Genomic DNA, 25,481 nt, shown 5'->3' with positions numbered 1-25,481 from the left:
AGAATGACGATGGTTCACAGCGATGTGAACGCCAGTGCCAAATGGCAAGGAGATCGTTGTTCTCGCTTTTTTTATTGTCCAAAATGCCGCGAGGTGTTTGGAATATATCAATACAGAAAGGTGGAACGCAGAATGATGAAGTACAAGAAGAAGTTTTTTGACACGCCTTTCCGCCGGGGTGCGGTGGTAAAAGGGAATGTCAGAACTCGCAAGAAAGGGGGAAACTACAGACCGTTTCCAAAAGTGATGCGGCCTTATCGCCGCAGTGTAGAAAGAAAGGAGTGTTGATCTTGCCGGACATCATACTTCCATATGAGCCCATCGTCATCACCGATACCACAGATCTCCCCAGAGATGAATGGCTTGCATACCGCAAGACCGGAATCGGCGGCAGCGATGTTGCAGCAATTCTCGGCATCTCACCCTTTGGGACTGCGCGGGATATCTACTATGACAAGCTGAGCATCGCCTCCTTTTACGATGATGAGGCAAACAAGTACCAGAAAAAGATCGGTACCCTGCTGGAAGATGTCGTGGCTGAGATGTTCGCAGAAGTCACAGGATACCGTGTCTTCAAAATCCGGAAAATGTTCCGCAGCCGTGAGCATTCTTTTATGCTTGCGGATGTAGATTTTTTTGTCCAACTGCCAGATGGAAGTTTTGCCATTTTGGAATGTAAAACGACCAGTCCGGACGCTACAGAGAAATGGTGGGATGGCGACAAACCAACCGTTCCCCTCAACTATCAGCTCCAGGGCCGACACTATATGCCGGTCATGCACATCAACAAGATGTTCTACGCCTGCCTGCATGGGAACAGCGAGAACTATCTGATTGTCCGCGAGCTGGACAGAGATTTGGAGTATGAGGCCGAGATGATCGCGTTGGAAGAAGATTTTTGGAACAATCATGTTCTGCGTCAGGTGCCGCCGCCCTATATCGAAGAGGGCGATCTCATCATCGAGAGTGTGCGCCGGCATTTTGGACCAGCCAATACAGATCTGCCCCCGATTGCTTTGACCGGACAGTCTTCCCATTATCTGCTGCGTTTTCTGGAGTTGCAGCAGGCCAAGAGCGAGGTCGAGGCCTCTGTTGAACAGATTGACCAGGAATTACAGCGCATGAAAGGATTGATTGTAGCCGAACTGGGGGCCGGCTGCTCCGCTACCTGCGATGTGAATGGGACACCGTAAGACACCGCGTTCACTGCCGTGATCCCCCTTTCTTCTGAGTTCCCGAAAGACTTAGAAGAAATGGAGGATACATTATGTGGCATAGAAATGATGGTGCCAGCGAGGCGAATATTATACAGAACAAATTCACCGCTTATTTGATTACTGCGGTTGCTAATCGAAAAGCTGCGTACATGAATAAGCTCAAAGCCCATAGGCGTGCTATGGAATTTCTTGAGCGTTGCGGAGCGGAGGTTGAAACGTACGCAGAATTCAACTTGGATGAGGGGCTGCCCTTGATGGAACAAATTGAAAATCCATTGCTTTTACAGGCGCTGCTGCAGATCAAGGATTGGGAACGACATATTTTGCTGGCGCGGCTTCTTGATGAGCGGAGCTTCATTGAGCTGTCCAAAAATCTCGGCGTCAGCTATAAGGCGGTCTCCAACTCCTACTACCGGTTGATATTAAAACTGCGGCGCATGATGAAAGGGGATGCTATGCATGACTGATTTCAAAACACTGCTACTCCGAGCAAAGGAGAATGACCAAGCCGCCTTTGAGGAAATTCTTGCAATGTACCGGCCATTGCTGCTAAAGGAATCCATTATCAACGGAAGAATGGATATGGATGAAGATCTGTTTCAAGAATTGAGCTTGACCCTTTTCCGCTGCATCCAAACAATCAAAATCTGAATCTAATTCAGTGTAATGAAAAAGGCCCCCAGACTCTGGGGACCTTTTTCCCTGTATTGAATTTCTGTTTTTGGCATCCCTGAAAACATGACTGTCACTGCCAGTTTTCAAGCAAGCACACAAATACAAAGCAGTGTCTAGCTTTATCAAAAGTGTTATTTAACTGTACCCTATTTAAAATGTTGGTCAATTTTTTCACATCCGCATATTTGTAAAGATGCTTTTTCAACAGTGCTATATTGACTTTAAGCTCTTTACGAAGTATAATTAATTATACAAATCATACTTGTTTCACGGAGGAGAACTGAACATGGAAAAGTCGGAAGGAAAATATGCATGGACTGTGACGGTTGGTGAAAAAGGACAAATCGTAATTCCTAAGCAAGCCCGAGAGATTTTCAAAATAAATCCAGGAGATACACTGATGATTTTGGGAGACGAAAGCAGAGGGTTGGCTATCCCGCCCAAAAGTGCATTTGCTCAATTTGCGGCCACTATTTTTGAAACATAAGCAGATGAAGAAAAGGGCGAATAAGATTCTATGAGTCATGCTTTTTGTTTGTTTTTAATGGTGTTGGTATATTAGTCGGCATTTCTGAGAGATAAAAATATTTCTGTATCTGACAGAATATCTTGTACCATATATCCATATATCCATGTAAACAAGTAATTCCGGTGGAAGTTACAACTGCTTCATCGTTTTATAACACTAACTTGTGATCTCTCCGTAAGTGGAGTTTGATGAATATAATATCACCCTCTTCCTAATGGGCGTTAACAATATACAGCCTATATCTCCTATAATGGTGAATATAAGAGAGTGTGTGATGAGACCATGCGTATTGCATAAAGTGAAGGAGAATCTATGAAGACAAGGGGATTGAGAACACCAGCATCCATCAATGCCATATTGCTGTTGAGCATATTTACATTCGTCTTTTTAGGCGTGGAGTATCTTTATGTCAATATGATGTCTCGTATGGTTGGTGAGGATCAGACAGTGATTGCTCAAAATTACGCACTCGGTATCAGCGTTTTGGGATTTATCTTGTATCCGGTTTTGAATCGGGCGGTTCATGAACGGTTCAAAGCCCTACTTACCTTTTCTACCGTTCTGGTCTCCATCATCTGCATTTTTCTAATCCAGCAACATATCTCATACGCCATTACCCTAACAGCAGGGTTGATTTTGTTTTTTCTGATGGGGCTTTTCGGCAGTTCGGCTCACTATTTGGCTGTCTGTACCATCCATGGGGAGCGAACACTGGCCCGGCTGGTGGGTTTTGCCTATGCGGGCGGTATTCTTCTGCAATATATCAATAACAACTTAATCAACATAGAAATTGCCGAAGCGGTCATTCTTTCTGTTTTTCTAGCAGTGCTGAGCGTTCTGTTTATACGGACGAGGCATGTTTTTCGCGTGGAATTGATGGGTGAAGAGAAAACTTTATCTAAAGCGTTGGAGAAAACAAACGGCCCAATACAGAAAAAAATAACGACGGGCTTACTCCTGGTCTTTCTAGTGGCCCTGATGGCCTGCGTATTCAGCACATTGGACAACGCAATCACCTTAGGCCATGCTGCAGGCGCAATGGATATCGGGCAATGGCCCCGCATTCTGCTGGCGCTGAGCGGCCTGGCGGCAGGCTTTCTCTTTGATATTCGGAACAGAAAATACATGACGCTTATGATGTACTGCGTAATGGTATTCTCTGTTCTGTGTGTGATAATACTTCGGTGGGGCGGCCCATTTTTGACCGGAGTAGTGATCGCCTATATAGCTTCCGGATTTTTTGTTGTGTTTTTTACCACTAGCTTTTTAGAATTTGCGGCTTGCATGCGTATACCAGCTCTCTGGGCAGGCATGGGACGGGCGGTGAATAACCTTGTGGCGGCGCTGGTTACCAACAGCTCAGTAACTCTGCTCCTTTCAGGCAGAAACCTCACACTGGTCATCTTCATGCTGGTGTTGTTTGTTGCTGTCAGTATTCTGATGTTTGCCTATACGACTAGATCCCATACGGCATTGGCCCCGCCCGAGGCCCCGGCAACAGGATACACGCCAAAAGAAAAGTTTTCTTCCTTTGCAAGTCTTTTTTCATTGACCGACCGAGAGCAGGATGTTCTGCAGTATCTTCTGGTTTCCGATAGCAGTGTGCAGGATATCGCGCAGCAGATGGCGATCTCAAGACCCGTACTGTACCGCCATATTAGCAGTCTCAATGAAAAAACAGGTACCAAAAGCCGAATCGGCCTGTTGCAATTTTATTATGAGTGGATTCCGGAAAAAGAAGACGCCGCCCTTGAAAAAAGCCCGGATTTTAGGGCTTGAGACAAATGTAACCCCTTGTTATCTCAGAAAAAACAGCATAAAAACAAAAAAAGAGATGAATGTAACCTTATATTTTAGGATACTCCATGCTATTCTCTGTTTAAGGGACTGGCGCGGAGATCTGAAAAGCAGTATAGCGCTGTGTCAGAATTTCTGATGCGGCGCTATTTTATTTGCGCAGAAGTTTTCTGCAAACAAGAAACCGGAAGGAGTGGATATAAAGATGTAAAACAATCCTGTGAAATCACTATTTCAGCAAATTTTACGTTTCTATCTAAAGCGTTTGTATGGATCAGGAGGACTTATGGTATGAAAAAGTTGAGGCGGACAAAATTTATACTTCTACTAGTGGCAGCAGTTTTTCTGACTACCCTTTCCGGATGCGGAGAAGCTGGAGACCTTGCGCAGTCTCAGATCTCTTCGGATTCCAAATTGGAAACCCATCCTTCGGACACAGAACCAGATACCCCTCCTTCGGAGGAAGCTTTATCTTCATCGAAGGACGAGATCGCCGTCACGCCAACAGCAGCCAAATCGGTCGAACTGGAGCTGTATGAAACAGCAGATTTCAGTTTGCAAATCCCCAAGGGATGGACGGTAACGAGCGGCGGCACAGGCATGTATCACTCCATCCGGGTCCAGGATCCTGCTGAGCCTCTCAACCAGATTTTCGTGCTGCTGAAGGCAGATGCTTTGCTCCACAGTCAGGAGGGAAAGGACGCCTGGGCTTATTATTCCGGGATTTCAGGCGTCCCCGGAATGCAGATATTTGCCCTGGCGCCAGTCCTGTCAACCCCCTCTACTGAGAACTTTTTTAAAATTTTTCCGCAGTATGCAGATTTTGCTGTGCAGGCTGAGCCGGGTTATACTGGCTATACCTTCCCCCGGTTTGAAGGATTTGCTGTCACCGAGCGTTTCCCGTCAACCGGCGGTTTGAGTGCTTACGCACTGAACGATGAGATTCTACGGGCTACCTTTACCGAAGGAGGAAAAGAGGGTGAGGGCATGTTTGCCGCGTCAGTGGTGGATTTCGGAAGTGCTGAGATTGCGGCGGGGCCACCAGTAGGATATCAGATCCCATCGGCGGATGGCGGCTATTATATGGCCTATAATGTGATGGCTGTAACTGCCGTGAAAGATTCTTTTCTGGAATGGATCGACATCCTTACGGAGTGCGCAAGGAGCCTAGAATATTCTGAAAGCTATGTAAATGCCGTAAAACAGGCCGGAACTGAAACCGTCGCGCGGGCTATGGAGTTCAGCCGGAATGCAAACGAGGTGCTAGACGGGATCATGTCCTCCTGGGAAAACCGAAACACCAGTCAGGATATCATCAGTCAAAAGCAAAGCGATGCAACCCTCGGATACGAGCGTATCTGCGATACCGAAACCGGGGAAATCTACAAAGCGGAAAACGGCTGGAGCGACGGGTATCATGGCGACCGGTATCAGCTGGTCTCAGAAGACTCGATGTATCTGGAACCCATCAGCGGATATATCGAATGACAGCCACAAATAGAGAACCGATAAAGAAAAAAGGAGGCGATGATATGGAAAATGTAAAACGGATCCTTCCCTATGTGAGGCGGTATGTGCTGATGGCGATCTACGATGTGTTGGATGAAGAGAGCATTTCCTATCACAAGAAAGAAGACGCGATCGTGGCCAGGGCAAAGGTGTATGGAAATATCAGCGTCTTTTCTATTTCTGCCGAGGAAAAGGAGGTAGGAACCGAGCTGAAGGTCGCGTTGCTGCAGCCATGCGGGGGATTGTCTGAACAGGGAAAAGAACGGACGATGGCCGCTATGTCGGATCAGATCGTACAGTATCTCGAAAACGAGCTTTTAATGAATCGACCCGTCGAAAGACTGAATCATGAGCCGGAAAACGGCTCTGTCAGATAAACAAAATCATAAGAGAGGAGTATTGTTATGGCGTTTCTGGATAAGTTAGGCAGCTTGGCAAAAAATTTGGGGGATAAAACCAACGAAGCGATTGCGATGAGCAAGTTGAACGGAAAAATTACATCGGAAAAGGCTCTTGCGGAAACAGAGCTGAGAAAAATCGGTGAGTATTATTATGGCCAATTTCTTTCCGGCGGCCAGATAGAGCCAGAGATACTGGAGGCCTGTCAGTCGGCCAAAGCGCATTACGATGAGGCTGCACATGCACAGTTGGAGATTGACCGAATCCGCGCGGCGGAAGCAGCGCAGGCTGTCACGACGGCCTCGGCAGGTCCTGTTTGCCCATCCTGCGGGACAGAGAACACAGCGGGAACAAAATTTTGCCGGCAATGTGGAACAAAACTGGTGGCAGAGTCCCCTGCTGTATGCCCACAATGCGGGGCGGCTGCGGAACCGGGAGTGAAATTCTGCCCGGAATGCGGCACGGCTCTTTCTCAGCCGGAACAAGCCCCTCGGCCAGATGAACAATGACTCCACTGAAAGGAGGCTTTGCCTTGAAAGAAGAAAAACAACGACTGATACGAACGTTGGCTGACGCATATCAAAGCGGCTGGGCAAAATGGCTGTTCGGCGGGCTTTGCTGCCAGCTTTTGCTTCCCTTTCTTTTGAAAACAGCCTTGCTCTACATAGAAAAACATTCGCTGGATGTGTTGACCCTGTTCCTTGCGGATTCTGCCGGGATATTGGGCGGCGCGGCCTTTGTGTTGGCTGCAGCCCGGTCAGCCCGGCCTGATAAGAGGTTCCCTTTCCGGCTATTGTTCAGCGGGATTCTTCCTCTGCTCGCCGTATTTTACGGCCGGGAATTGCTGCTGTCGCTGCTCCAAACCTACCTTGCGCCGATGTTCCAAAACCTTTGGAGCGTCTGGATTCCCGCTGTTTTGATCAATGCGACCGCTTCTGTATTGACGTCTATGCTTCTTTTTCATGTGGTGGAAACGGTTACAGGTGAAAAGAGAGCGAAAGGTGTGTCTGTTTCAGCCATCTTCTCCGCAGTGATCATGGTCGGGCTGTTCATGGGTTCTGCGATGCTGAGCTCAGCGGTCGCTCTGCTCCAGCCAGCGGGCGACAGCGTATTCGCCGCCGGGCTGGCCAGGCTGGTCTCGGCCATTGTCCAATGGGCTGTGCTGACCGGGATCCTCGCCGCCGCTTCCAGACGGCCCCTGGCCACTGGTTTGCCAACTGAAATGCCCAGCGCGCAGAAGCCTTCCGGAGAAGACGACGCATCCGCAGCCCCGCCTCCCAAATCGCCGGTATGGAAAAGCGGCTGGTTTCGCCCGGCCCTCTCCTGCCTTGTTCTGGCGCTCACACTGCTGTGGGGAGCCCTTCCTACCACCACGGAGGCCGGGTCTACCGGCTTCCTGGCCAGCATGGAGCAGCAGCTCTCCGCCGCACAGTCCTATCTTTCGGCAGGGGATTATCTCTCTGCCCGAAAGGAGTATGTAGATTATCTGGAAACGCTGGACGCGCTGGAGCAGTATGCGGAAGGAGGACACTTTGGTTCTCTCCATGCCAGTGCACACACCCGCAACGAGACCCTAGCGCAGCTGGTCAATATAACTGCCGGAGCGAATGAACTTACTTTGCTGGAGGAACAGTACCGGCAGGGAAAGATCACATCGGCCCTGTGCTTCCGGCTGCTGGAGGCATATCGGCAGGCCGAAGAGCTGTCCGATGCGCAAAAAGAACTCCAGCAGGATGCTGTGGTGCAGCTGGCGGCGGCCCAGATTTACAGCGGCGCCGCACAAGAGGAAACAGGACTCTCCCCCAGCGCCGTGGAACGGCTTCTGGCCGGCCGGGCGCAGGTGGAGGTGCAGTATAATTGCGCGGACCTGATCTCCTGGGCTCAGGCGGGAGATAGCGTCGGAGAAAGCGGAGTGGACAACGATATCATGCATCGGACTATGGGGCTGGCAGAGGATTTCCCGGAAGAGATCGCCTACCAGTACCTGGTCCTTTACATGCTGGACGGGTATCCGGTTGTCCCGGGATCCTCGCAATCCTCTGAGATCCTCGCCTGTGTCGACCGATACGATACCCTCTACCGGGAGGAGCTTATGGCTGAGGACAGTGAGGATGAGCGTTTGGCCCACATGAAGAAGCTTACCGGTATCTATCTGAAGCTGGGGGACACCGCAAAGGGGGCCGCCTACGCTCAGCGGGCCGCAGAGGAAACAGGTGACCCCTTCCTTACCGAACAGGCTATGTACGGCTATTTTATGCTGGCCCAGGGAGAGGAGTGCCTGGAGCTGGCAGAGGCGGCATTGAAGGAGGATCCTGACAGCTTTATAGCCCTCAGCTATGCCGGCAGGGCCGCCATGCTGCTGGACGACTACCCGGCGGTGGCGGACTATGGAGTACGCCTGTCGGATATCGCCAAAGAGAGCGATGACCCTTACGCCGATTATATGCTCTATCAGTTCGTCAGCTACCTCACGGTGGAGGACAGTTGGTATGCAATGAGCGACAGGTTCCCCGGCGCCGCCTGTTACCACGAGCTGCCGGAGGAGCAGCTGAAGCAGATCCAGGAGAACGAATACCTCAACGCCTATATCCAGGCCTTCGCCGCATCCACAGACAATACGGTGGTGGATCTGGGTTATTATCGATGGGAGGATCCCGAGGGAGAAAGGGCGCTGGAGCTGGCGGACGCCCTCATCTCCATGAAGGAGGAAGCCGGCTTCCCCCACTATATCCGGGGGATGGTTCTCAATGGAGTGGACCGGTATGAAGAGGCAATCCGGGAATACACTGCGGCTTTGGCTCAGCAACCAGACGAACATTACATCTGGTACGCCCTGGGCGCCTGTTATGAGGAACTGGGAGATCTGCAAAACGCCCAGCAGGCGTTCCAGATCAGTCTGGACATCATGCCGAAAATCGGCAGCAGCCATACCGGAGATTGGACCGGGGTGTCCGTTCACGCGGGTTTTGCGCTGGAACGGGTCCGAGGACAGCTTGCGCAGGGAGGGAACTGAAATGATGATGACCATATCGATCCTTGTGTTTATTCTGTTTCTGTGCTGCACTGTTTTCCTGAAGGGAAGTCTGCTGGGGGGGATCCTCGGCATGGCCCTGGCGGCTGGGGCCGCGGCCCTGGCAGTGCTGCGGCGCAGGTATCCCCAGAAAAAGCTGGCGACGGCAGGATGCGTACTGTTGATTGCAGTTGCGGCCGGAACGGGACTTCTTTTTCCAGCGTCCGGACTGTCCGAAGAAAGCCCAGCTGAGAACCCGCTGATTGCACAACTGACGGAGGCGGCGCTCTCAGGTGATCTGATTGAAGGCGATCGACTGGCGGCGGAATACACTGCCGGACGTGAAAAGGATATTGCGGAAAACGGCGCGCCGGAGTTCCTCCCGGCGGACGACACGGTACATCTGCTCCTGGCCCAGTGTTGCCTCGTGGCTGGAGATCCGGCCGGGGCAGAGGCAGCTCTGAAGAAAGTGGCCGACAAAGGAAGCCAGGAGTATTTCCTCCAGTACGGCGAGCTGTGCCGCCAAATGGGAAGCGATGTAGGCTTCCGAAACAACTGGCTGGATGCCGTGTACGCCTATCCCCAGTGGGAGACCGCCAACCTGATGCGAGGGATTAGCATACTGGACGAAGTGACTGCACGCGATATGGATTATGTCCTGCCTACCATCTTTTTCTTCCTCGGCCGGGCCTACGAACTGAACCCCGAGAATCCCTACACCAACTGTTATCTGGGGGTGGCCAACTGCATCCGGGGGAACTACCCCCTGGCCCTGACCTATCTGGATCAGGCGACGGAACTGGACGACGGAAAGGACCAGGCGCTCTCCCAGACCATAGCGGAATACACGGAATTTACGAAAAAGGAGGGAAAACTGCAATGAGAAGAAAATGGATGCCTTTTGCCCTGGCGGCGATCATCGCGGCGTCGGCCGCCATAACGCCGGTCTACGCCGACGACCCGCCCTCCGGGTCGCTGCCCAGCAGTTTTGAGGGCTACCGGCCCTCCGGCTCCGACGCCGCCGGAGGCGTTTATCTCATGCTAACCGAGGAGACGATCCAGAACTGGACCAGACCCCGGGGGGAAAGTCCAAGCCAGACCCCCAGCTCTGCCGCTGTCCGGCGGGGGGCCAAGCGATTCCAGAATGGGGTGGAAAAGATTTCCACCCTGACCGAAGCGGTGGAGGATATGACCCCGGGCAGCAGCCCCTACGCCAATATTTCCCCCGGGATGGAATTTATCGATAATATCCTAACCGGAATCGGCGCCACATCGGAGATGGTCAAGCATCCCGGCGCAGAGCGGATCGGTACCGCCGCAGAGGTGACCCAGGGGGTGATCCAGTCCCAGCCGGTGGTGGACTATATCGCCGAGAACAAGCATCCCATTATTGATTTCATGGATCAGATGACCATCGACATGAACTGGGGGATCACCGAGTTGTTCGGCGGGGACGGGGACGCCTATATCCGGAACATCCGCGATAACGGGTATGAGTCCCTTGCGGGGGATTTCAACGCCTTCGATGATGTCCAAGGCCAGAACTGGCAGGACTGGAGGATCGCCCAGCTGTACCAGCGGTACGCCGAGCTGATCGCCGCGGGCAAGGAAGCCGAGGCTCAGGCCCTTCTGGACCGGCTCAACTCCATGAATCAGGATCCCTCCTCCATGACCCCCAGGGGAGTGGAGGTCAAAAAGCCCAACATCTACCTGTACCCCGAAGCAGAGACGCAGATCACCGTCACCTTTGACCGGCCGGAGCTGCTGACCGTGTCCGACCCGCTGTATGGGGACGGATGGACAGTTACCGCCCATCCGGACGGCACGTTGGAGGATGCAGGCGGCAAATATGGCTTCCTGTTCTACGAAAGCCTGGCAGATCCCTCCATTTTCCGCCTGGACGAGGGCTTTGTGGTGAAGGCGGAGCAGCGGGAGCAGACCTACCGCCGGGTGCTGGAGGCTTATGGCTTCAACGAGCAGGAAATTCTGGACTTTATCGAATACTGGACGGATTACCTGGAGCCCGGCGTAGATTATGTGATGTATCCACTGCTCACCGAAGGGGTGGATGCGGAAATGCCGGTCCGCTTCTCGGTCCAGCCGGACAACATATTCCGCCTGTGGTTTGGCTTTGTCCGGTACGAGGGCGGCGCGGTTCCCGAGCCGGAAATCGTTCCCATGGACCGTAGCGGCTTTGAGGCGGTCGAGTGGGGCGGCGCAGTACTGAACTGAGAGCAGGAAACAAGAGGCGCGGGGAGACAGCCTCTTCCCGCGCCTTACAGTAAAAAAGGAGGATCTAGTGTGCCATGAAGATTCGGGCTACATGGAAAAAGCGGATATGGGGAATGGCACTGGCGCTTTGCATCACGCTCCCAGCGCTTGCCCAGCCTGCTTTGGCTGCGGAAGAATATATACCCGGCAATCCCCGCTGGTCAGGCTACAAAAATCAAGTGCAGTGGGATAAGCCGGAAAACGCCGGTTCCAGCGACAGTTTCGAGTACGAGGCTCATCTGCTTCTCGAAGGCGAGGTGTTGGAAAACCAGACGTCGGAGATCCAGCCCTATGTCTTTTTCTCATCCGATACCGTGACCCTGCCGCAGGAGGAATACACCATCCGGGTGCGTGCCCGGTGGATTATGATCGTCGGGGATCCGGACGGCCAATATATGGTAGCCGATGTTGGGGACTGGGGGCCCTGGGCCTCCAGCGGCCCGGAAGCAGACGGGCCGGCCCCTGCTGCGGCTGGCTCCGGGAAGGTGGAACTCACCTTTCCGGATAACGGCGTGTCCGTCTCCCTCCAAGCGGATTTATCGGAGGATGCAGAGCTCTATGCCGATACAATGGCGGCGGAAAGCCTGCTCTGCGCCGATCCCGGACTGGAAGCCCAGCTGCCAGGGCTTTTATCGGTCTATGAGATTTCGATCCGGCAAAGCGGCAGACGGCTGGAGCTGGGGGACATTCCGATAGAGATCCGCATCCCCTTAAATGATCATCTGAAAAGCCAAAGCCATCATCAGGCGGTTTATCTCGGCGAGGAGCCGGAGCCTCTTGAAACCGTTTCCGAGGGCGACGCTTTGATTTTTGAAGCCCCTTCCCTGGGGCGGATCGCTATCCTAGGATCCGACAAGCCCTTTGTGCCGGTAGCCGCTTCCTCGGATAGCCCGCAGTCTGAAGCGTCTGGAACTGCTTCTATGGAAGGCAAAACCCCGGAAACCTCCGCTCAGGCGTCCGACGGCAACGGCTCTGAAGAACCAGTCTCACCGGATAGTCCGCAGGCAGAGGAACCCGAACCGGAAAAGGATGACGGCGAAACTTCCTATATGGCGGTTGGGCTGATTGTTGCCGCAGCAGTTGCAGCAGGGGTTACGGCTTTTATCCTCCTTGCACGCAGAAAAAAAGCATCATCTCATAAATAGGATGAGACTATCAGAACCATACAAACATCGGGATACCATGCCATTGTATCCTGTCCAGCTTTATCCCCGGCAAAGCCGGAAAAAGGAGGAGAGCTCATGAAGAGACTGATTGCAGTGTTGCTGACCATTTGCATCGCTGCTGGATTGCCCGTAGCGGCATTCGCGGAAAACGGACCGTCTTCCGGAGAATGGAGCAGCGCCTGGATTCAACTGATTCAAGGAGAAGAAGCGCAGCTTCTATTCAGCAGCAGCGAGCCGGCTGTCGAAGTAGCGGGAGCGGCCTATGATCGTGAGACCAACACCATCACGCTGACCAACTACAATCACCCGAACACCAGTTTGAACACCAATGAAATGGGAGATGATTTGAAGCTGAAGTTAGTTGGGGAAAACCATATTTCCGCTCTTGTTGTGTGGGGATTCGGATGGGGTGGAAGCTTGGAAATCATCGGGGACGGTTCGCTGATTATCAATGAGACCAAGAAATCCCCCATTGCGATACGGTTTATGGCAGAAGGGACGAAAGGCGTTCTCAAAATCGGTCCGGAAGCTACGCTGACAGCATATAGAGGTTCCGACGCCGAATATTATTCCGCAGCGTTTGTGGGTTCTATTTCCAGCAGTTTTCCCTTGCAGGGCAAGCTGGCAGCAGAACCAATTCTGACAGATGACTCCGGCATGGAAGAAGAGGCCTGGCTTGGAGAAACAGTCATAAAGGAAAGCGAATACACCGCCGACGTTGAACTTGCTTCCAAAAAAGGCGATAATCGGCTCTATGGTATCCGGGTTCTTGAGCCTGATGAGGTCATTACCGAAGGGCAGGTGGATATTTTTGAACTGATCCCTGCCGCCGGGCTTCCAAGTGGAAATGAGTATCTCGCTGTCAGCGTCGCTACCCTCCGTCAAGACAGATGGCCGGAGGAATACACCAAAGACCCTGAAAACAAAATGATGACCCTAAGACAGTCTGAGTTATCCAGCATGGGGGCCATTGAAAAGGATGGAGAAATATTCTTTTGGGGCACGGACGGTTTGGAAGAAAGCGAAGAGTATCCTAAGGAGTACATGTATTCCGTCTATCGGAGCATCATGGAAATCCCAATCACAGATGCATGGAGCGGCGAGACGGCACCTGCAAAGCTTGTAGTTCCTGTGGACGGTCTAAGGAACCTCACCACCGATCAAAGCGCGGTTCCGGAGGATTATCGGCCTGAAATTGAAAAAACAGGTATGTATAGTTATTACTGCACAAATGATGTGATTCAGATATCCCCATCTGGAGATGCCGCCGCCGTTTCAGCCGGAAGGGAAAATGTAGATCCCGTCGACCCGGCTGACGGGGAATCCATTTCCCCGCCGGCAGATCTGCCGGAAGAGTATGAAAACGGATGGACAGTGCTCTCCATTGCCGCCGCCATTTTCTTAGCCGCAGTAGTGACACTGGCTTTTTTCGTTTTGGTTCGCAGGAAAAAGGCTTTAGAAAAAACAGAAGGAAAGGATGTGGGCCGCGATGAGTGACTGCAGAAAACCAAAATGGAGTTTATTCATTCCCGTTCTCCTGTGTCTGACCGTCCTGGCTGGGTGTGGAGAGTCGGCAGAAAAAATAACAGAAAATTCGGATACAGGATCTGTCGTGGAATCCTCGACAGGCTCTCCGAAACTGCAGGCTTCTGACCCGCATGAAGTGCCATCCTCTGATGCGGAGGAACCGGATGCGCAGGAGGAATGCCAAATCTACACTGCCATCATAAACAGCTCCTATGGGCTGATAGACGCGACTCTGGCCAATCCGGAGACCATTTCATCGGCCAGGATCGATGTGTTTGATTTAGTTTCTCAAAAGGCTTTCTATGAAGACATCTTTGGTGAAGGCATTTCCAGGGAGGAGATCGATACCGGGCATTACAGCGCGATGTATGATAATTTTGTGCCCGATTTCGAAGCATATTGGGCGGCCAACGGCGAGGGGAGCCATCCGGATTTTGAGATCACCCTGACCATTGAGCGGACCGATGGAGAAACGGAAACCTATGTGGCCGAGCATATGGGCGGAAGCCCCGAGTTTCGCTGCTCCTATGACCCGGATACTGGTATGGTGGAAATCCGGTTGTATGAGTTTAAAGGAGAGGACTTCCTCCCCGTGGTGTGCGGTGCGCCGGAAGACGCGGTGGGTAAAACTGTCAGTGTGACGGTGCTGGCGGATGGTCAGCCCATCCCTCAGGAAAACTACGCAGTTGACGGTGAAACGGAGGAAACCGAGATTTCCTCTTGGGATAATCCGGATGAACGTCAGACTATAACGCAATATATCACAGTTGTCACCGCTTTGCTCCCTCCGTCTGTTTATGCTGAGGCCAAGACGAGCGTCGTGCTGGACATGGAGCTCAACGGGCACCGGTTTACCTACACAAGCCCAATCGCATAGACGGTGACTCTTATCCTTGGAAACGAGGTTTCAAAAAGATTCGGGGCCTGCAAAGGCGTATGCCGGCGGCATAACTATGATTCAATGAAACCTCTTTGTAAAGACCTGAAAATGTCTTCGCCTCTATCTATGGGCAAAGCCATTCAAAGCAGCAGGAGGCCGGTCGGTATCGACCAGCCTCCTGCTTACTGTGTTATATAGATGGGCGATCCGGTGATTTGCCAGGCTCCGGCTCCGAGCGACCAACATCAGCTTCAGTAGAGTCTGGCTTATCTTGAGCCAGCAGACGGCGGGCCATCTCATAGACCCCCTCTCGGTAGAGAACCAGAGTGACCTCAATGTCCGGATGGCGAACCTCAAACTCCCGGATAACTTTTCCCGCGATGCGGATAGACTCGGCCCGAGGCATATGGCAGTCGCCGGAGAAGATCAGTGGAACTGCCACAGTCCTGCAATTGTAGAGCAGAGCTTTCTGCAACGCCCGGCGGTAGCATTCCTCCAGGAGCATTCGCTCCCGCTGGACCCCGCCATACCAGCCAGCGCCAGCCACATGGAAAATGATTTTGGACGGAAGTCCGCAGGAGGGCGTGACCACAGCGTGGCCGATTCGGCATCGCCCAATCTTCCGGCAGGCCTTTTTCAACTCCTCCGTATCCGCTGCGGCAAAGATTGCGCTGCATATTCCGGGACAGGGGGAGAGATCGGAAACGGCGGCATTGACGATGGCGTCCGTGTCCATTTTAGTAATATCCCCAAGTACGATACGCATATGCAAACACCTCCATCGAAATCATACCATATTTCATCACAGAAGAAAACCGCAAATCAGGTAGCCCGCCGTTGCAATCCCGGCCGCACACATAGCATAGGGCAACTGCGAGAGCGCGTGATCCATATTGTTCATCTTACAGCAGCTGGAGGTCAGGACAGTTGCATCGGAGTAGAAGCAAGCATGGCTGCCCAGTGTGGCGCCGGAGACGATGGCACCCATGACCACCAGAGGGTTGACGCCGATGGACAGAGCCAGCGGAAGGATGATGGGGCTGACCAGAGCAGGAATGCCCCAGGTGCTTCCAGTGGCAAAGTTCAGCGCTGCTACCAGCAGGAAGGTGATGGCCGGGAGCAGTACGGGGCTGATCACGGGCCGCACGGCGTCAATGACATAGCTGGCGATTCCGATGTCGGTCATGCCCTGCTGCATGACAAAGACAAAGAAGATGATGGCAACGGTGGGGATCATGTTGCAGAATCCATGCATGGCAAGGTCGCAGAAACGGGCGGCGGTCATTTTCTTCCTGGGGATATAAAGCAGGAAGCACACGGCTATAGCGGCGATTAGGGCCAGGAATAGCTCGCCGGTGACGATGGTCAAGGCAATCAGCACGCCAATGGGCAGGACGAAATCCAAGATATTACCTTTGATGTCGGGGGACTCATCCTCCTCATCCAGATTCAGATCCCGGCTCTCCGGAGAGTAGACCTGCCCGGTTTCCTTCACTCGCTGATATGCCTTCCGCATTCGCCCCCACTTGGGGATCAGGCCATAGGCGAACAGGGGGGACGATGATTACGGCGGCGATGGCGTAGAAGGTAAAGGGGATGATGTGGTAGAAGGTGTCAATAGCACTGCCGTAGCCCAGTTCCGGGATACCGGCTTCGGCGTAGAACAGACCGGCGAAGAAGACCGCCCATGTGGAGAAGGGCAGCAGAGCGCAGACTGGGGCGCCGGTGGAGTCGATGATGTAGGACTGGGCCTCCCGAGGGATCTTGTGGTTGTCGGACAGCCTTCTCATGCAAGTACTCAGGTTTATCGAGCGGGAAATTAAGCGAGGGAAGCATTATGTTAAGGAAAAAATCAAAAAGGCATTTTTATATAGTAACAGTAATAGTGGTTCTTCTCGTAATATGGACCGCTTGGAGCAATACAACTGTGGGGATTACGCACTATACGGTTGCAAGCGATAAGCTCCCTGCTTCATTTGATCATTATAGTATTGTTGTCGTTTCTGACCTACACAATGCCGAATTCGGTGAAAACAACAGTCAATTAATAAAATTGATAGAAAAAGAAAAGCCTGATATTATAGTAATAACTGGGGACTTGGTAGATTCCAACAAGACCAATATTGATATAGCCCAAAAACTCGTGGGAACTCTTACAGGGATTGCACCTTGCTATTATGTAACAGGAAATCATGAGGCATGGCTTGGTGAGCAATATCAGGAATTAGAAAGTATATTGCTTGATGAAGGTGTTGCTATTCTCCATGATAGAGCAGTACAATTGATAAAAAACACGGAAAGCATACAGCTTGCTGGCTTAGATGACCCCGATTTTACAGATAGAGCCCCCCTTCAGCAAAGCATGATAAAAACGAAAATCAATAATATGAATCTAACTGACAATTATTGTGTGTTGCTTTCACACAGACCAGAAGCATTTGAAGACTATGTATCCGAAAATATTGACCTTGTTTTGAGTGGCCATGCACACGGAGGACAGTTTCGCTTACCTATTATCGGTGGAATAGTGGCGCCTAATCAAGGATTGTTTCCAAAGTACGATGCCGGGATATACTCAGAAAATTATACAACTATGGTTGTAAGTAGGGGCATAGGAAATAGCATCATCCCGATACGATTTAACAACAGACCCGAAATTATCAGTGTATAATCGGCCTTTTCCGTATTCTGGCGAGCGACCTCGGCTGCCCATTCCTCGCGGGTCAACCCGGCTTTCAATCATATCACTCCTCCTTTGTGATTCGCGTCGTCCCCATTACCAGGACAGGACGACCCCTTCCTCTGTCACAGTTGCTGCAATGTACTGATAAAAACTGCGGCACTGAGTACCAAAAAGAAAAAGTCGTGGTAAAAACAGAAATACGCAATCCCGACGAGCAGGCAGCCGACTCCTATCAGCAATGTTAAAAACAGCTTATGAATCAGGATCTGGGGACAGTCTTTCCATATATCCATTAAGCCAGATCCCCCCGTTCAAAAATAATCTGCTGGCGCAGGTACAAATTCGCCACGGCGAGAATAACGGGTTGACGGCTTTCAAAACACCGCGCTATACTGGCGATGTTGTCACTGGTTGTTTCATTGTCGCCGTATAGGATGTCCATGATTTTTGTACTGCTGGACAGATCATAAGCATCCTTTTCCACACATTTGATGACTTCTGCAGTAGAAAGAAGGGCCTGTTTCGACAACTCCATCACACGTCGCTCACAGTCAGACAGGGTATTCTTCTTGAACAGCCGCCTAGCTTGGGCAAAGGTGGCCTTTCCGGACAGCATGAGCTTTAAGAAGGTGGCGGCGCGGAGGGGAATGCTCTGAGAGATGGGGACAATATAGAGGCAGGAGAGCAAATGGTACAGGGCGTCTTCATCCGTCTGGCCTGATCCGGAGACCACCAGCCCGCGCTGAAGCAGGCGGCGAAGACAACCATCAAAGGGACGATTGGCCTGGTAATTGACCTCAAGACACTTCTCCTGATAAAGCCCCTCAAGCTGTTCAGCTTTCAAAATTCTCCAGTTAAGAATGGTCCAGAGGATCATCTCCTGCAAATCAACCCCGTATTCCCGCTGGCCCACCGTGATGATGGGGCAGGACAAACCGCCGGCGCCTTGTCTCTTTTGAAATCTCCCAACGGCTGTATAGATTGTAGTCATGAAAATTTCTCCTTTATTTCTTATTTACGCTTTGAAACTGCGGAAGTTCAACATTTCCATGTTAAAACACGCTCATCTTCCCGCAGCTTCACTGCGGCTCTGGAGATCCATGCGCCCACGGTGTTGGGCTGAACGCCGTACAGATCGGCAATATCCCGGCCGGACAACCCTTTTATTTTCCACTCCAACGCCTCGATGCCGAGGCGAACGATTCCGTGATAGTTCTTCTTGACGGATGCCAGAAGCGCCAGGGCGTCTATTTCAGAGGTCAGTTCATCCAGAGGATCCTCAATCGCCAACAGAGCTGCATAGGTTTCCTCGTTATCCTCAAAGACCTTGGGATCCAGAAGCAGACGCTGCCGGTTCTGCCTGTTGCACATGATGCGGCAGTAGGAAAGCAGCCCATTCTTCACAACGGTCTGAGCATAGGCGCTGAACCGCCCCTTTTCGGAGTCGTAGGTGGCTGCGGCCTTACAAAGCAATACGCAGCCTTCTCCGTACAGGTCATCATATTCAAAACCAAATACCGTTTCATTTATCTTCACAAAGTTGTGGATCGCCCAGTGGATGACAGTTAAATTCTTTTCCACCAGTTGCTGCTGTTGCTCATTTAAGGGCGGCAGCCTCTTCATAAAATCACCTCGTTTCCATTATCAAATGTGACAGATTCAAGCTGCTCGCCTGTGGTTTGCCTCTACTTCCTCACAGGCCGCAATCAGCTGATCGCACATATACACAGAAAACTTTGCGATATGAGCCTGGTCACGGCGAAGAGAAAATTTGGCCTGAAGCCATTGGTACGCTTGCCATTTCTCCATCTTGCAGGTTCGCTGGAGCTGCTCAAACGCCCGGTGCGCCAAAATTCGCTTGTACCGAAGATCTCCGTTGGCCAGCGTTCCCAGAGGCAGAAGGGACTTGGCGTGAACTCCCACATAGGCGTCGCATTTAGGGTAGCGGTTGCAGACATAGAGGTACTGGCCCTGCTTTGCCTGGTCACCGTGTACGACATGGGCAGGCCGCAGCATCGCTTGAGCGCCGCAGTAGGGACACTTTACATAAGCCCGTTTCAATCAATCACCTCCTGTACCGCGGTAATGCGGTGTTAATACGTATAATTGCTTACATAGATGACTCTATCTGTAAGCAGGGACAGTGGGCGGGGTTTTCTATCGTCCAAACCAGCCAGAGATGATAGGACGACGCGAAGGCCCGCCAATCCAGTTGAGCTGCACACTCCGCTGGATCAATCTGCTCGCCGGAGAGCTGGCGGAACCGATGCTCCGGTACGAGTAAGGGTCTTCCATCGGCGTCTGCGCAGAATAAGAAGCCGGAGCAGTCTGCCATATCCGCACATGGTAGCTTTCCGCACCGGACAAACAGGGCGTTGCGCCAGTTGCCGCCGGCTGCTTTCAAAAAGGGATAGAGTTCACAGGTGTGTTCGTTCATGTCCCTTCACCTCCATTATTCAACATTCAAAAAAGTTAATAAAAAAAGCCCGGGGCCGGCGTCGATACAGCGCCAGTCCCGGGCAGGCGAATCAGCTGAACAGCCCTTCGATTTCACGGGTGATGCGCGGAATCACCGTATCATTGAAAATGAGGGTCAGGGCGGCCAGAAGCAGAGCACCCAACACGACGGCAATGATGATTTTCACAGCGTCGCTGATATAAAAATCTCCCCTCTGGTTGGACAGGGCCATATGGGAACGGATGGCCAGAGCATTCACTCCAGATCGGATCTTGCTGAAAAATTTGGACATAAATTACCTCCATATTTGTGTTATTGTGGTTCTTTAGGTACGTCTAATAGATTTGAGGAACGGATTTCTCCATGGATGTGCGGTGCTGCTGGGTACCGGCTGCCGACGATAGACTGCCGCCAGCCAGGGCTTACGCCGCTGGAAAAATCGCCGGTTACGGCTGCGGCGGGATTTTTTCTTTTTCATCGACTCCTCCTTTTGGGGATACAAAAAAACCGGGCGTACAGCATATCGCTGCTCGCCCGGTTAGGGGGGATCCCACTAAAATACAATTTTCCATCACCTCCTTGAAGTGGGGCTTTCTTACCCGAAGAAGGCCCCCAGAGAGCCGAGTACCTCGGTACTCAATACCACCAGATAGATGATGACGATACAGAAGAGCATCATCATCGAGTAGCGCTGGATCTTCTTGGGCCGTTTTGCTGCTTCTTTCTTGAGGTTTGCCTGCTCGATCTGGCGCATGTCAAAGGTAATCATGCGGAAGTACATCCGCTGGTCGTCGCCGCGAAGAGTGCCGATCAACCCGCGCACCACATCAGAGAGCATGGTGCTGCCAATCCGGCTCTCAAACCGGATCAGGGCATTTTCGTAGTTGCCGGTCTTCATGTCGGCCACCGTCTGGTCCAGCTCCATGCCGAACTCCTTGCCGGCCACACGGCGGTAAGCGGCCAAGATCTTCAGCACATCGCGGTCGTTCTCCAGATTCTGCGCGATGGTGAGGGCGAACCGGGGGATCTCCGCCTCGATGACCTTTTTTCTCTTCTTTACAAAATCAAAGGCACTGTAATAAGTGGAGAACCACATGGCGACAGCCAGGCCGATCAGGATAGGGACCGACAACGGCATGACTACAGCCATGAGCAAGGCTGCCAGCACAATAAGGCTGGCCGTCACATAAGCCCGGAGCGTATAGACTTCCGGCGACAACGGGATACCGGCAATGCTCAGTACTGACTGCAGCTTGTCCCGTTTCAGTTTATCCAAATGGATGAAGGGGGCTAGCTTGGTGGCAATCTTCGTAATGTAGACCTCGTGCAGTTTTTCACTGCGGATCCCCTGTTGCTTTTTGGCAAACATCATCATTTTTGAGGTCTTGCTGGTGGGGACATCCACAAATGCACAGGTCAGGTTATAGGCTGCGACGCCCACCAGGATGCAGGCCATCAGCGCAAGGAACACCATTATACATCACCCCCATACTCAATCGGTTTGGACAGCTTCATAATCTGCGATACAGAAAACAGGATGATGGCTCCACAGATGGCCAGTGCGATTTTCCCGGGTGTAGTGAAGAGTAGGGCGTGGAACCAGTCCTGATTGAGAAAGTAGAGCAGAGGGATGTTGGCTATCACCAGGAATACCATGGTGATCGCTTCACGGCGCGGCCCCTGCATCATGGCCTCCAGCTCTGACTGGACAATGCGGACATCGCTGAATTTCTGCGTGATGGTGGGCAGCGTTTGTTTCATGGACCGGTCTGACTGACACTGGATCAAAATGTTACACCACTCGTGAAAGACCCGGTTTGGAACCTTCATCTTCATCGAGTTGATGGCGCTCACCAAATTGGCGTTGATGAGTTCCGCCTCCGATACAAAGGCGCTGAAGGTGGATTTGACCGGCTCGTTGATAAAAGGCAGGTTCTCCTTGACCGATTTGATAAGGTCTTCTGTCCGAAGGTACGATGTTGTGATGATGGAGATCGACATTTCCAACTCTTCGTTGAGATGTTTTTTATAGGTAGCCGCGGTGCTGCGCAGATACCAGACCGGCACAAGAGAAAAACCGATGCCGAAAATAGGGACCATATAGATGTTGTTCAACAGCAGCGCCAGCACGGCGCCCACGGCGAAGAGCAATAAAGACAGCTGTTTAACAGCAGTAAATTTTTCTGCGCGGCCCATACTGCGCAGCATCTCACCCAGTTCGTACTCGCGGTTGAAGAACCCTTTGACCGGAATGCCCATCACGACCTTCAATTCGTCGGAGAGCGTCACACTCTTGCTTTTAGAAAAAATGGTAAGCAGATCTGTTACATGAACGCCGAACAGGGAGAGCAGCCCGGTACTGATGAGCAGAAAAATGATGATATAAAGCCACGGCATTCAATCTACCTCCTTTGGGAAGGGGCCCAATTTGCGCATAAGCTGGCTCGGCTCTTGGGAGAAAACCTCCAATTCCTTGAACGAGATGCCATTGTCCAGGAACCGTTTGCGCAAGTTGCCCGAGATGTCATCGCCCTTTCTGTGCCGACCCACTACATGAGGCTCGCCGTTTTCATCTATCGTGTTATCCGCCACTTCATACTTGTAGAGTGAGCGGTAGATAAGCCTGCCGTCCTCATAGCCTTCACCTTCGATAATCTCCATGATTTTACGGCTGCGGTCTTCCAGCTGTTTGGTGTAGACGACAATGGGATACGCCTCCACCATGATCTGCATTAGAACTTCATCGCTCATCATATATTTACGCTTGGCCAGCGTCATCATACGGCGGTAGGTGGATGCACAGCTGTTCGAGTGTATGGTGGTGCAGACCGTATGCCCCGTCCGGGAACTCTCGGCGGCGGCAAGACTCTCTGCCGCCGACCGCATTTCACCGACGCCGATCACATCGGGGTGTTTGCGCAGCACCCGTTCCAGCAGGAAGTCTTGGTTGATATTAAGCGCCGGGTTTTCATGGGGGCGGGTCAGCAGGTGGACGACGGAATTGGCAATCCGGCCGTTTTCATCGCGCCGCACCAGATCGAACTCGCGGCTGCCCTCTTCAATGGTGATGAGGCGTCGGTTGTTGGGGACCTGAGATAAGAGCCATGCCATGATGGTGGTCTTGCCGCTGCCGGTGGAGCCGGCGATACAGACTGATACGCCGTATCGGATGCAGGCCGTCAGAAATTCCAGCATCTCGCTGGTGGCGCTTCCGGATTCCAGCAGCTTCTCTTTGCTCACGGTCTGCTGGTTGACGATTCGGATGCTGGCGTTGAGTCCCACATCCGGGTCAACAATGGGCGTCTTATCCACAGAAATACGGATGTTTTTGTCCAGATAGCCCACCACCGAGGGCATGGTGTCATCCAGTATCATACCGCAGGAGCTGAGCATTCGGCGCACCACATCGATGGCGTGCTGGGGAGATGAGAACTTTTCAGGGATCTTGACGCTGCGCCCGCTGTTCATGATGACTTCAATGTCGTTATAGGCATTGATGTTGACCTCCTCTACGCCTGGGGTGAGATAGATCCATTTCTTGAGAAAGGAGTAGCCGGCCATATCCTCATATAACCGCTCCACCAATTCTTCGGTGGACAGGCCCTCTACAGTGTACCGGCGTTTAACAAGATACTGGGTCATCAGCTCCTGAAGCAGTTCGCCGCCCTTGTCACCCTCGCCGGCAATGGCAACAGCATGATTTTCCGCAAAATACCGCTGCACATCCTCCAAGATCTGCTCATAGCTCAGTTCTTCAGAGGCGGTGGGGGCAAAGAAAATATCATTCAAATTGTTCATCGGCTGCGGCCACCTCCTCCAGAACTTTTTTCAGCGACGCCATATATTTAGGGTGGCAGTATTTGATGGCCTGAAACATACCGCCCTCAGTTGCGCACCGGTCAATCTCCTTGCTGTACGGCAGCAGGCCGTCCATACCGCCGATCAGATGCTCCATTTCATCAATGGCGTGGAAAGGGCGTGCTTGGCCGGCAAAAGTCAAGTGTTCCGCATATTTGAACCGCTTGTCGGTCAGCAGAGGCTGATGAGCTTTCAGGTAGTTCACGCCCTTCAAATCAGGCGTCAAAATGCGGACCACTGTGTCGGCGGCTTCGATAGCGGCCGGGGTAAAGAAGTTCGTCATATTGGAACTGCAGTCGCAGATTACGAAATCCACCAGCTTGGCCGCAGACTCGATCAGCCGGAGTACCATCTCATAGCGGATCTCCGGGTAGCTCAACGGGTTCTCGCCAGCGGTGTACCCCATCAGTCCAATGAAGGGATAGCTCTTCAGGACAGTGACCTTGCTGGCCACCAGAGTGGTGTCAATATCCACCGAGGTCAGCACATGGCCGATGGATGCCCCCGTTTCAATCATCTGCTCGGGCAACCATACCGGCAGCATGGGTACGCTGATATCGGCATTGATGATGATTGCTTTTTGCTTGTCCCGGGTCAGCGCCTTGGCCAGAATGCAGCAAAACATGGATTTGCCGCTGCCAGGGCTGCCCCAGACAGTGATGACCTTACTCATTGGCGCTTACCTCCTCTTCAGCTATGGTGCTTTCTTCGCTCTCCAGCCCTTGTTCAGAAGCGGGGCCTTCTTGAGTGGAGAGCTCCGGCTCCAGCAATTCCGGGTAATAGAGCTCCGTCAAAAGCTGATCCTGCTCGGCCAGCAGTTCTTCTGCCAGCGCCTCATTACCGCGTGAGATCAGAGCGACATGGGCCATGCCGTCATTTTCGAGTCCAGTGATGATTTTGGCCTGTTCTGGGCTGGCAAGCACTGTAATTGTGGCAGATTGCTGTTTTTCCTCTTCTTCGGAGAGTTCCTTGGTGTTATCCACATTGTAGCCCTTGGAATCGGTGACCGAGAGGACCTTGACGAATTGCAGTTCAGGGATGTCCTTTGCGGTGTCGAGGAAGTGGTAGATGCGGATGATGTCATCCGGTTGCAGCTTATCTGACAGGCCGCTGGCCAGCGTCTTGACCGTCAGTGAAATTGCCACCTTGCCGGAAGGAATGCTGTTGAGGGCAATATCCGATGTGACCGGAGTCACACTGACTTTGCTGGACAGGATATAGTCGCCTGCCGCCAGATCGGCAGCGGCATACCGCCCCACCACATCTTCTTTGGAAACGGCGATATTGGAGGGGAGGTTGTAGCTGCCAACTTCTACGATCTCCACATCCTTGTCGGTGATGGCAGCGCCTTTCAGCACCGGCTGGGTCACACGGACAATTTCTGTTTTCCCGTTAGTCTGCCGGCTGATGGTGGGCAGGGCCACAAAAGCGATGATGGCCGCCAGCAGGATACTGAGAATCCCGAACAGAAATCGGTTATTAAGCTTCATATTGATCGACTC

Annotated in this window: 30 protein-coding genes; 16 read left to right on the top strand and 14 right to left on the bottom strand. The window is 52.2% G+C overall.

From position 1 onward, the window contains the following. Positions 1–132 precede the first annotated feature (132 nt). The 15 genes from B5F54_RS17770 to B5F54_RS14955 all read left to right on the top strand — a co-directional run bounded on the left by B5F54_RS17770 (position 133) and on the right by B5F54_RS14955 (position 14,977). On the top strand, positions 133–288 hold the full coding sequence (locus tag B5F54_RS17770) for a hypothetical protein (protein ID WP_158097849.1): 156 nt from the start codon (positions 133–135) through the stop codon (positions 286–288). 2 nt (positions 289–290) lie between these two features. Beyond that, a complete protein-coding gene (locus B5F54_RS15020; RefSeq protein WP_172749766.1) occupies positions 291–1,193 on the top strand; it encodes a YqaJ viral recombinase family nuclease in 903 nt (300 codons plus the stop codon). A 74-nt stretch (positions 1,194–1,267) separates the two neighbouring features. Continuing rightward, on the top strand, positions 1,268–1,684 hold the full coding sequence (locus B5F54_RS15015; protein ID WP_087235039.1) for a sigma-70 family RNA polymerase sigma factor: 417 nt from the start codon (positions 1,268–1,270) through the stop codon (positions 1,682–1,684). Beyond that, positions 1,677–1,868 (top strand): helix-turn-helix domain-containing protein, encoded by a 192-nt coding sequence (locus B5F54_RS15010; protein WP_087235038.1) that lies wholly within the window; start codon positions 1,677–1,679, stop codon positions 1,866–1,868. Before B5F54_RS15015 ends, B5F54_RS15010 begins: the two co-directional genes overlap by 8 nt. A gap of 310 nt (positions 1,869–2,178) precedes the next feature. Next, a complete protein-coding gene (locus B5F54_RS15005) occupies positions 2,179–2,379 on the top strand; it encodes an AbrB/MazE/SpoVT family DNA-binding domain-containing protein (RefSeq protein WP_087235037.1) in 201 nt (66 codons plus the stop codon). 354 nt (positions 2,380–2,733) lie between these two features. Beyond that, positions 2,734–4,200 carry a helix-turn-helix transcriptional regulator gene (locus B5F54_RS15000; protein ID WP_087235036.1) on the top strand — a complete coding sequence of 489 codons (1,467 nt, stop codon included), beginning with the start codon at positions 2,734–2,736 and terminating at the stop codon, positions 4,198–4,200. Positions 4,201–4,509: 309 nt separating this feature from the next. Next, positions 4,510–5,706, top strand: coding sequence for a hypothetical protein (locus B5F54_RS14995; protein WP_087235035.1), 1,197 nt, complete (start codon positions 4,510–4,512; stop codon positions 5,704–5,706). Between the two features lie 44 nt (positions 5,707–5,750). After that, positions 5,751–6,104 carry a hypothetical protein gene (locus tag B5F54_RS14990; protein WP_087235034.1) on the top strand — a complete coding sequence of 118 codons (354 nt, stop codon included), beginning with the start codon at positions 5,751–5,753 and terminating at the stop codon, positions 6,102–6,104. Positions 6,105–6,131: 27 nt separating this feature from the next. After that, positions 6,132–6,635, top strand: coding sequence for a zinc ribbon domain-containing protein (locus tag B5F54_RS14985; RefSeq protein WP_204873626.1), 504 nt, complete (start codon positions 6,132–6,134; stop codon positions 6,633–6,635). 23 nt (positions 6,636–6,658) lie between these two features. Further along, on the top strand, positions 6,659–9,139 hold the full coding sequence (locus tag B5F54_RS14980) for a tetratricopeptide repeat protein (protein WP_087235033.1): 2,481 nt from the start codon (positions 6,659–6,661) through the stop codon (positions 9,137–9,139). Position 9,140: 1 nt separating this feature from the next. Further along, complete coding sequence (locus tag B5F54_RS14975) at positions 9,141–10,019, top strand: hypothetical protein (protein WP_087169852.1); 879 nt, start codon at positions 9,141–9,143, stop codon at positions 10,017–10,019. Beyond that, entirely contained in the window at positions 10,016–11,368 is a 1,353-nt protein-coding gene (locus B5F54_RS14970; protein WP_087235032.1) for a hypothetical protein, read from the top strand. The genes B5F54_RS14975 and B5F54_RS14970 overlap by 4 nt, the downstream gene beginning before the upstream one ends. Before the next feature lie 74 nt (positions 11,369–11,442). Continuing rightward, positions 11,443–12,552, top strand: a complete 1,110-nt coding sequence (locus tag B5F54_RS14965) for a hypothetical protein (RefSeq protein ID WP_087235031.1) — start codon at positions 11,443–11,445, stop codon at positions 12,550–12,552. Positions 12,553–12,648: 96 nt separating this feature from the next. Continuing rightward, the gene (locus tag B5F54_RS14960) at positions 12,649–14,070 is read left to right on the top strand and encodes a hypothetical protein (RefSeq protein ID WP_087169855.1); all 1,422 of its coding nucleotides are present in this window, start codon (positions 12,649–12,651) and stop codon (positions 14,068–14,070) included. 115 nt (positions 14,071–14,185) lie between these two features. Beyond that, entirely contained in the window at positions 14,186–14,977 is a 792-nt protein-coding gene (locus B5F54_RS14955) for a hypothetical protein (protein ID WP_140400395.1), read from the top strand. Positions 14,978–15,170: 193 nt separating this feature from the next. On the opposite strand, the gene B5F54_RS14950 is transcribed toward B5F54_RS14955, so the two are convergent. Together B5F54_RS14950 and B5F54_RS14945 are read right to left on the bottom strand one after the other, a co-directional pair. After that, positions 15,171–15,746: a macro domain-containing protein gene (locus B5F54_RS14950; RefSeq protein WP_242969171.1), complete on the bottom strand. Its 576-nt coding sequence runs from the start codon at positions 15,744–15,746 to the stop codon at positions 15,171–15,173. Between the two features lie 36 nt (positions 15,747–15,782). Then, positions 15,783–16,496: a Na+/H+ antiporter NhaC family protein gene (locus B5F54_RS14945; RefSeq protein WP_242969722.1), complete on the bottom strand. Its 714-nt coding sequence runs from the start codon at positions 16,494–16,496 to the stop codon at positions 15,783–15,785. Between the two features lie 321 nt (positions 16,497–16,817). On the opposite strand from B5F54_RS14945, the gene B5F54_RS14940 reads away from it, so the two are divergent. Beyond that, the gene (locus B5F54_RS14940) at positions 16,818–17,651 is read left to right on the top strand and encodes a metallophosphoesterase (protein ID WP_087235029.1); all 834 of its coding nucleotides are present in this window, start codon (positions 16,818–16,820) and stop codon (positions 17,649–17,651) included. Between the two features lie 134 nt (positions 17,652–17,785). Here the strand turns inward: B5F54_RS14940 and B5F54_RS17765 are convergent, their stop codons facing one another. The 12 genes from B5F54_RS17765 to cpaB form a co-directional block, all read right to left on the bottom strand. After that, the gene (locus tag B5F54_RS17765) at positions 17,786–17,956 is read right to left on the bottom strand and encodes a hypothetical protein (RefSeq protein WP_172749765.1); all 171 of its coding nucleotides are present in this window, start codon (positions 17,954–17,956) and stop codon (positions 17,786–17,788) included. Beyond that, positions 17,956–18,654 carry a hypothetical protein gene (locus B5F54_RS14935; protein ID WP_242969721.1) on the bottom strand — a complete coding sequence of 233 codons (699 nt, stop codon included), beginning with the start codon at positions 18,652–18,654 and terminating at the stop codon, positions 17,956–17,958. Before B5F54_RS14935 ends, B5F54_RS17765 begins: the two co-directional genes overlap by 1 nt. A gap of 47 nt (positions 18,655–18,701) precedes the next feature. After that, positions 18,702–19,286 (bottom strand): sigma-70 family RNA polymerase sigma factor, encoded by a 585-nt coding sequence (locus B5F54_RS14930; RefSeq protein WP_242969720.1) that lies wholly within the window; start codon positions 19,284–19,286, stop codon positions 18,702–18,704. Between the two features lie 36 nt (positions 19,287–19,322). Further along, a complete protein-coding gene (locus B5F54_RS14925) occupies positions 19,323–19,724 on the bottom strand; it encodes a zinc-finger-containing protein (protein WP_087235027.1) in 402 nt (133 codons plus the stop codon). Between the two features lie 49 nt (positions 19,725–19,773). Then, a complete protein-coding gene (locus B5F54_RS14920; protein WP_087235026.1) occupies positions 19,774–20,100 on the bottom strand; it encodes a hypothetical protein in 327 nt (108 codons plus the stop codon). 91 nt (positions 20,101–20,191) lie between these two features. After that, positions 20,192–20,413: a DUF6133 family protein gene (locus B5F54_RS14915; protein ID WP_087235025.1), complete on the bottom strand. Its 222-nt coding sequence runs from the start codon at positions 20,411–20,413 to the stop codon at positions 20,192–20,194. A 33-nt stretch (positions 20,414–20,446) separates the two neighbouring features. After that, positions 20,447–20,599: a hypothetical protein gene (locus B5F54_RS17760; RefSeq protein WP_172749764.1), complete on the bottom strand. Its 153-nt coding sequence runs from the start codon at positions 20,597–20,599 to the stop codon at positions 20,447–20,449. A 117-nt stretch (positions 20,600–20,716) separates the two neighbouring features. Continuing rightward, on the bottom strand, positions 20,717–21,595 hold the full coding sequence (locus tag B5F54_RS14910; protein ID WP_087235024.1) for a hypothetical protein: 879 nt from the start codon (positions 21,593–21,595) through the stop codon (positions 20,717–20,719). Further along, positions 21,595–22,518 (bottom strand): type II secretion system F family protein, encoded by a 924-nt coding sequence (locus B5F54_RS14905; protein WP_087235023.1) that lies wholly within the window; start codon positions 22,516–22,518, stop codon positions 21,595–21,597. Before B5F54_RS14905 ends, B5F54_RS14910 begins: the two co-directional genes overlap by 1 nt. Continuing rightward, a complete protein-coding gene (locus B5F54_RS14900; protein ID WP_087235022.1) occupies positions 22,519–23,919 on the bottom strand; it encodes an ATPase, T2SS/T4P/T4SS family in 1,401 nt (466 codons plus the stop codon). It lies immediately after the preceding gene. Further along, complete coding sequence (locus B5F54_RS14895) at positions 23,903–24,652, bottom strand: hypothetical protein (protein WP_087235021.1); 750 nt, start codon at positions 24,650–24,652, stop codon at positions 23,903–23,905. Before B5F54_RS14895 ends, B5F54_RS14900 begins: the two co-directional genes overlap by 17 nt. After that, positions 24,645–25,469 (bottom strand): Flp pilus assembly protein CpaB, encoded by an 825-nt coding sequence (gene cpaB, locus B5F54_RS14890; protein ID WP_087235055.1) that lies wholly within the window; start codon positions 25,467–25,469, stop codon positions 24,645–24,647. The genes B5F54_RS14895 and cpaB overlap by 8 nt, the downstream gene beginning before the upstream one ends. Positions 25,470–25,481 lie beyond the last annotated feature (12 nt).

The organism is Anaeromassilibacillus sp. An250 (assembly GCF_002159845.1).
In the GTDB taxonomy this organism is placed as follows: Bacteria; Bacillota; Clostridia; order Oscillospirales; family Acutalibacteraceae; genus Anaeromassilibacillus; species Anaeromassilibacillus stercoravium.
This window is presented reverse-complemented; position numbering and strand designations above follow the sequence as displayed.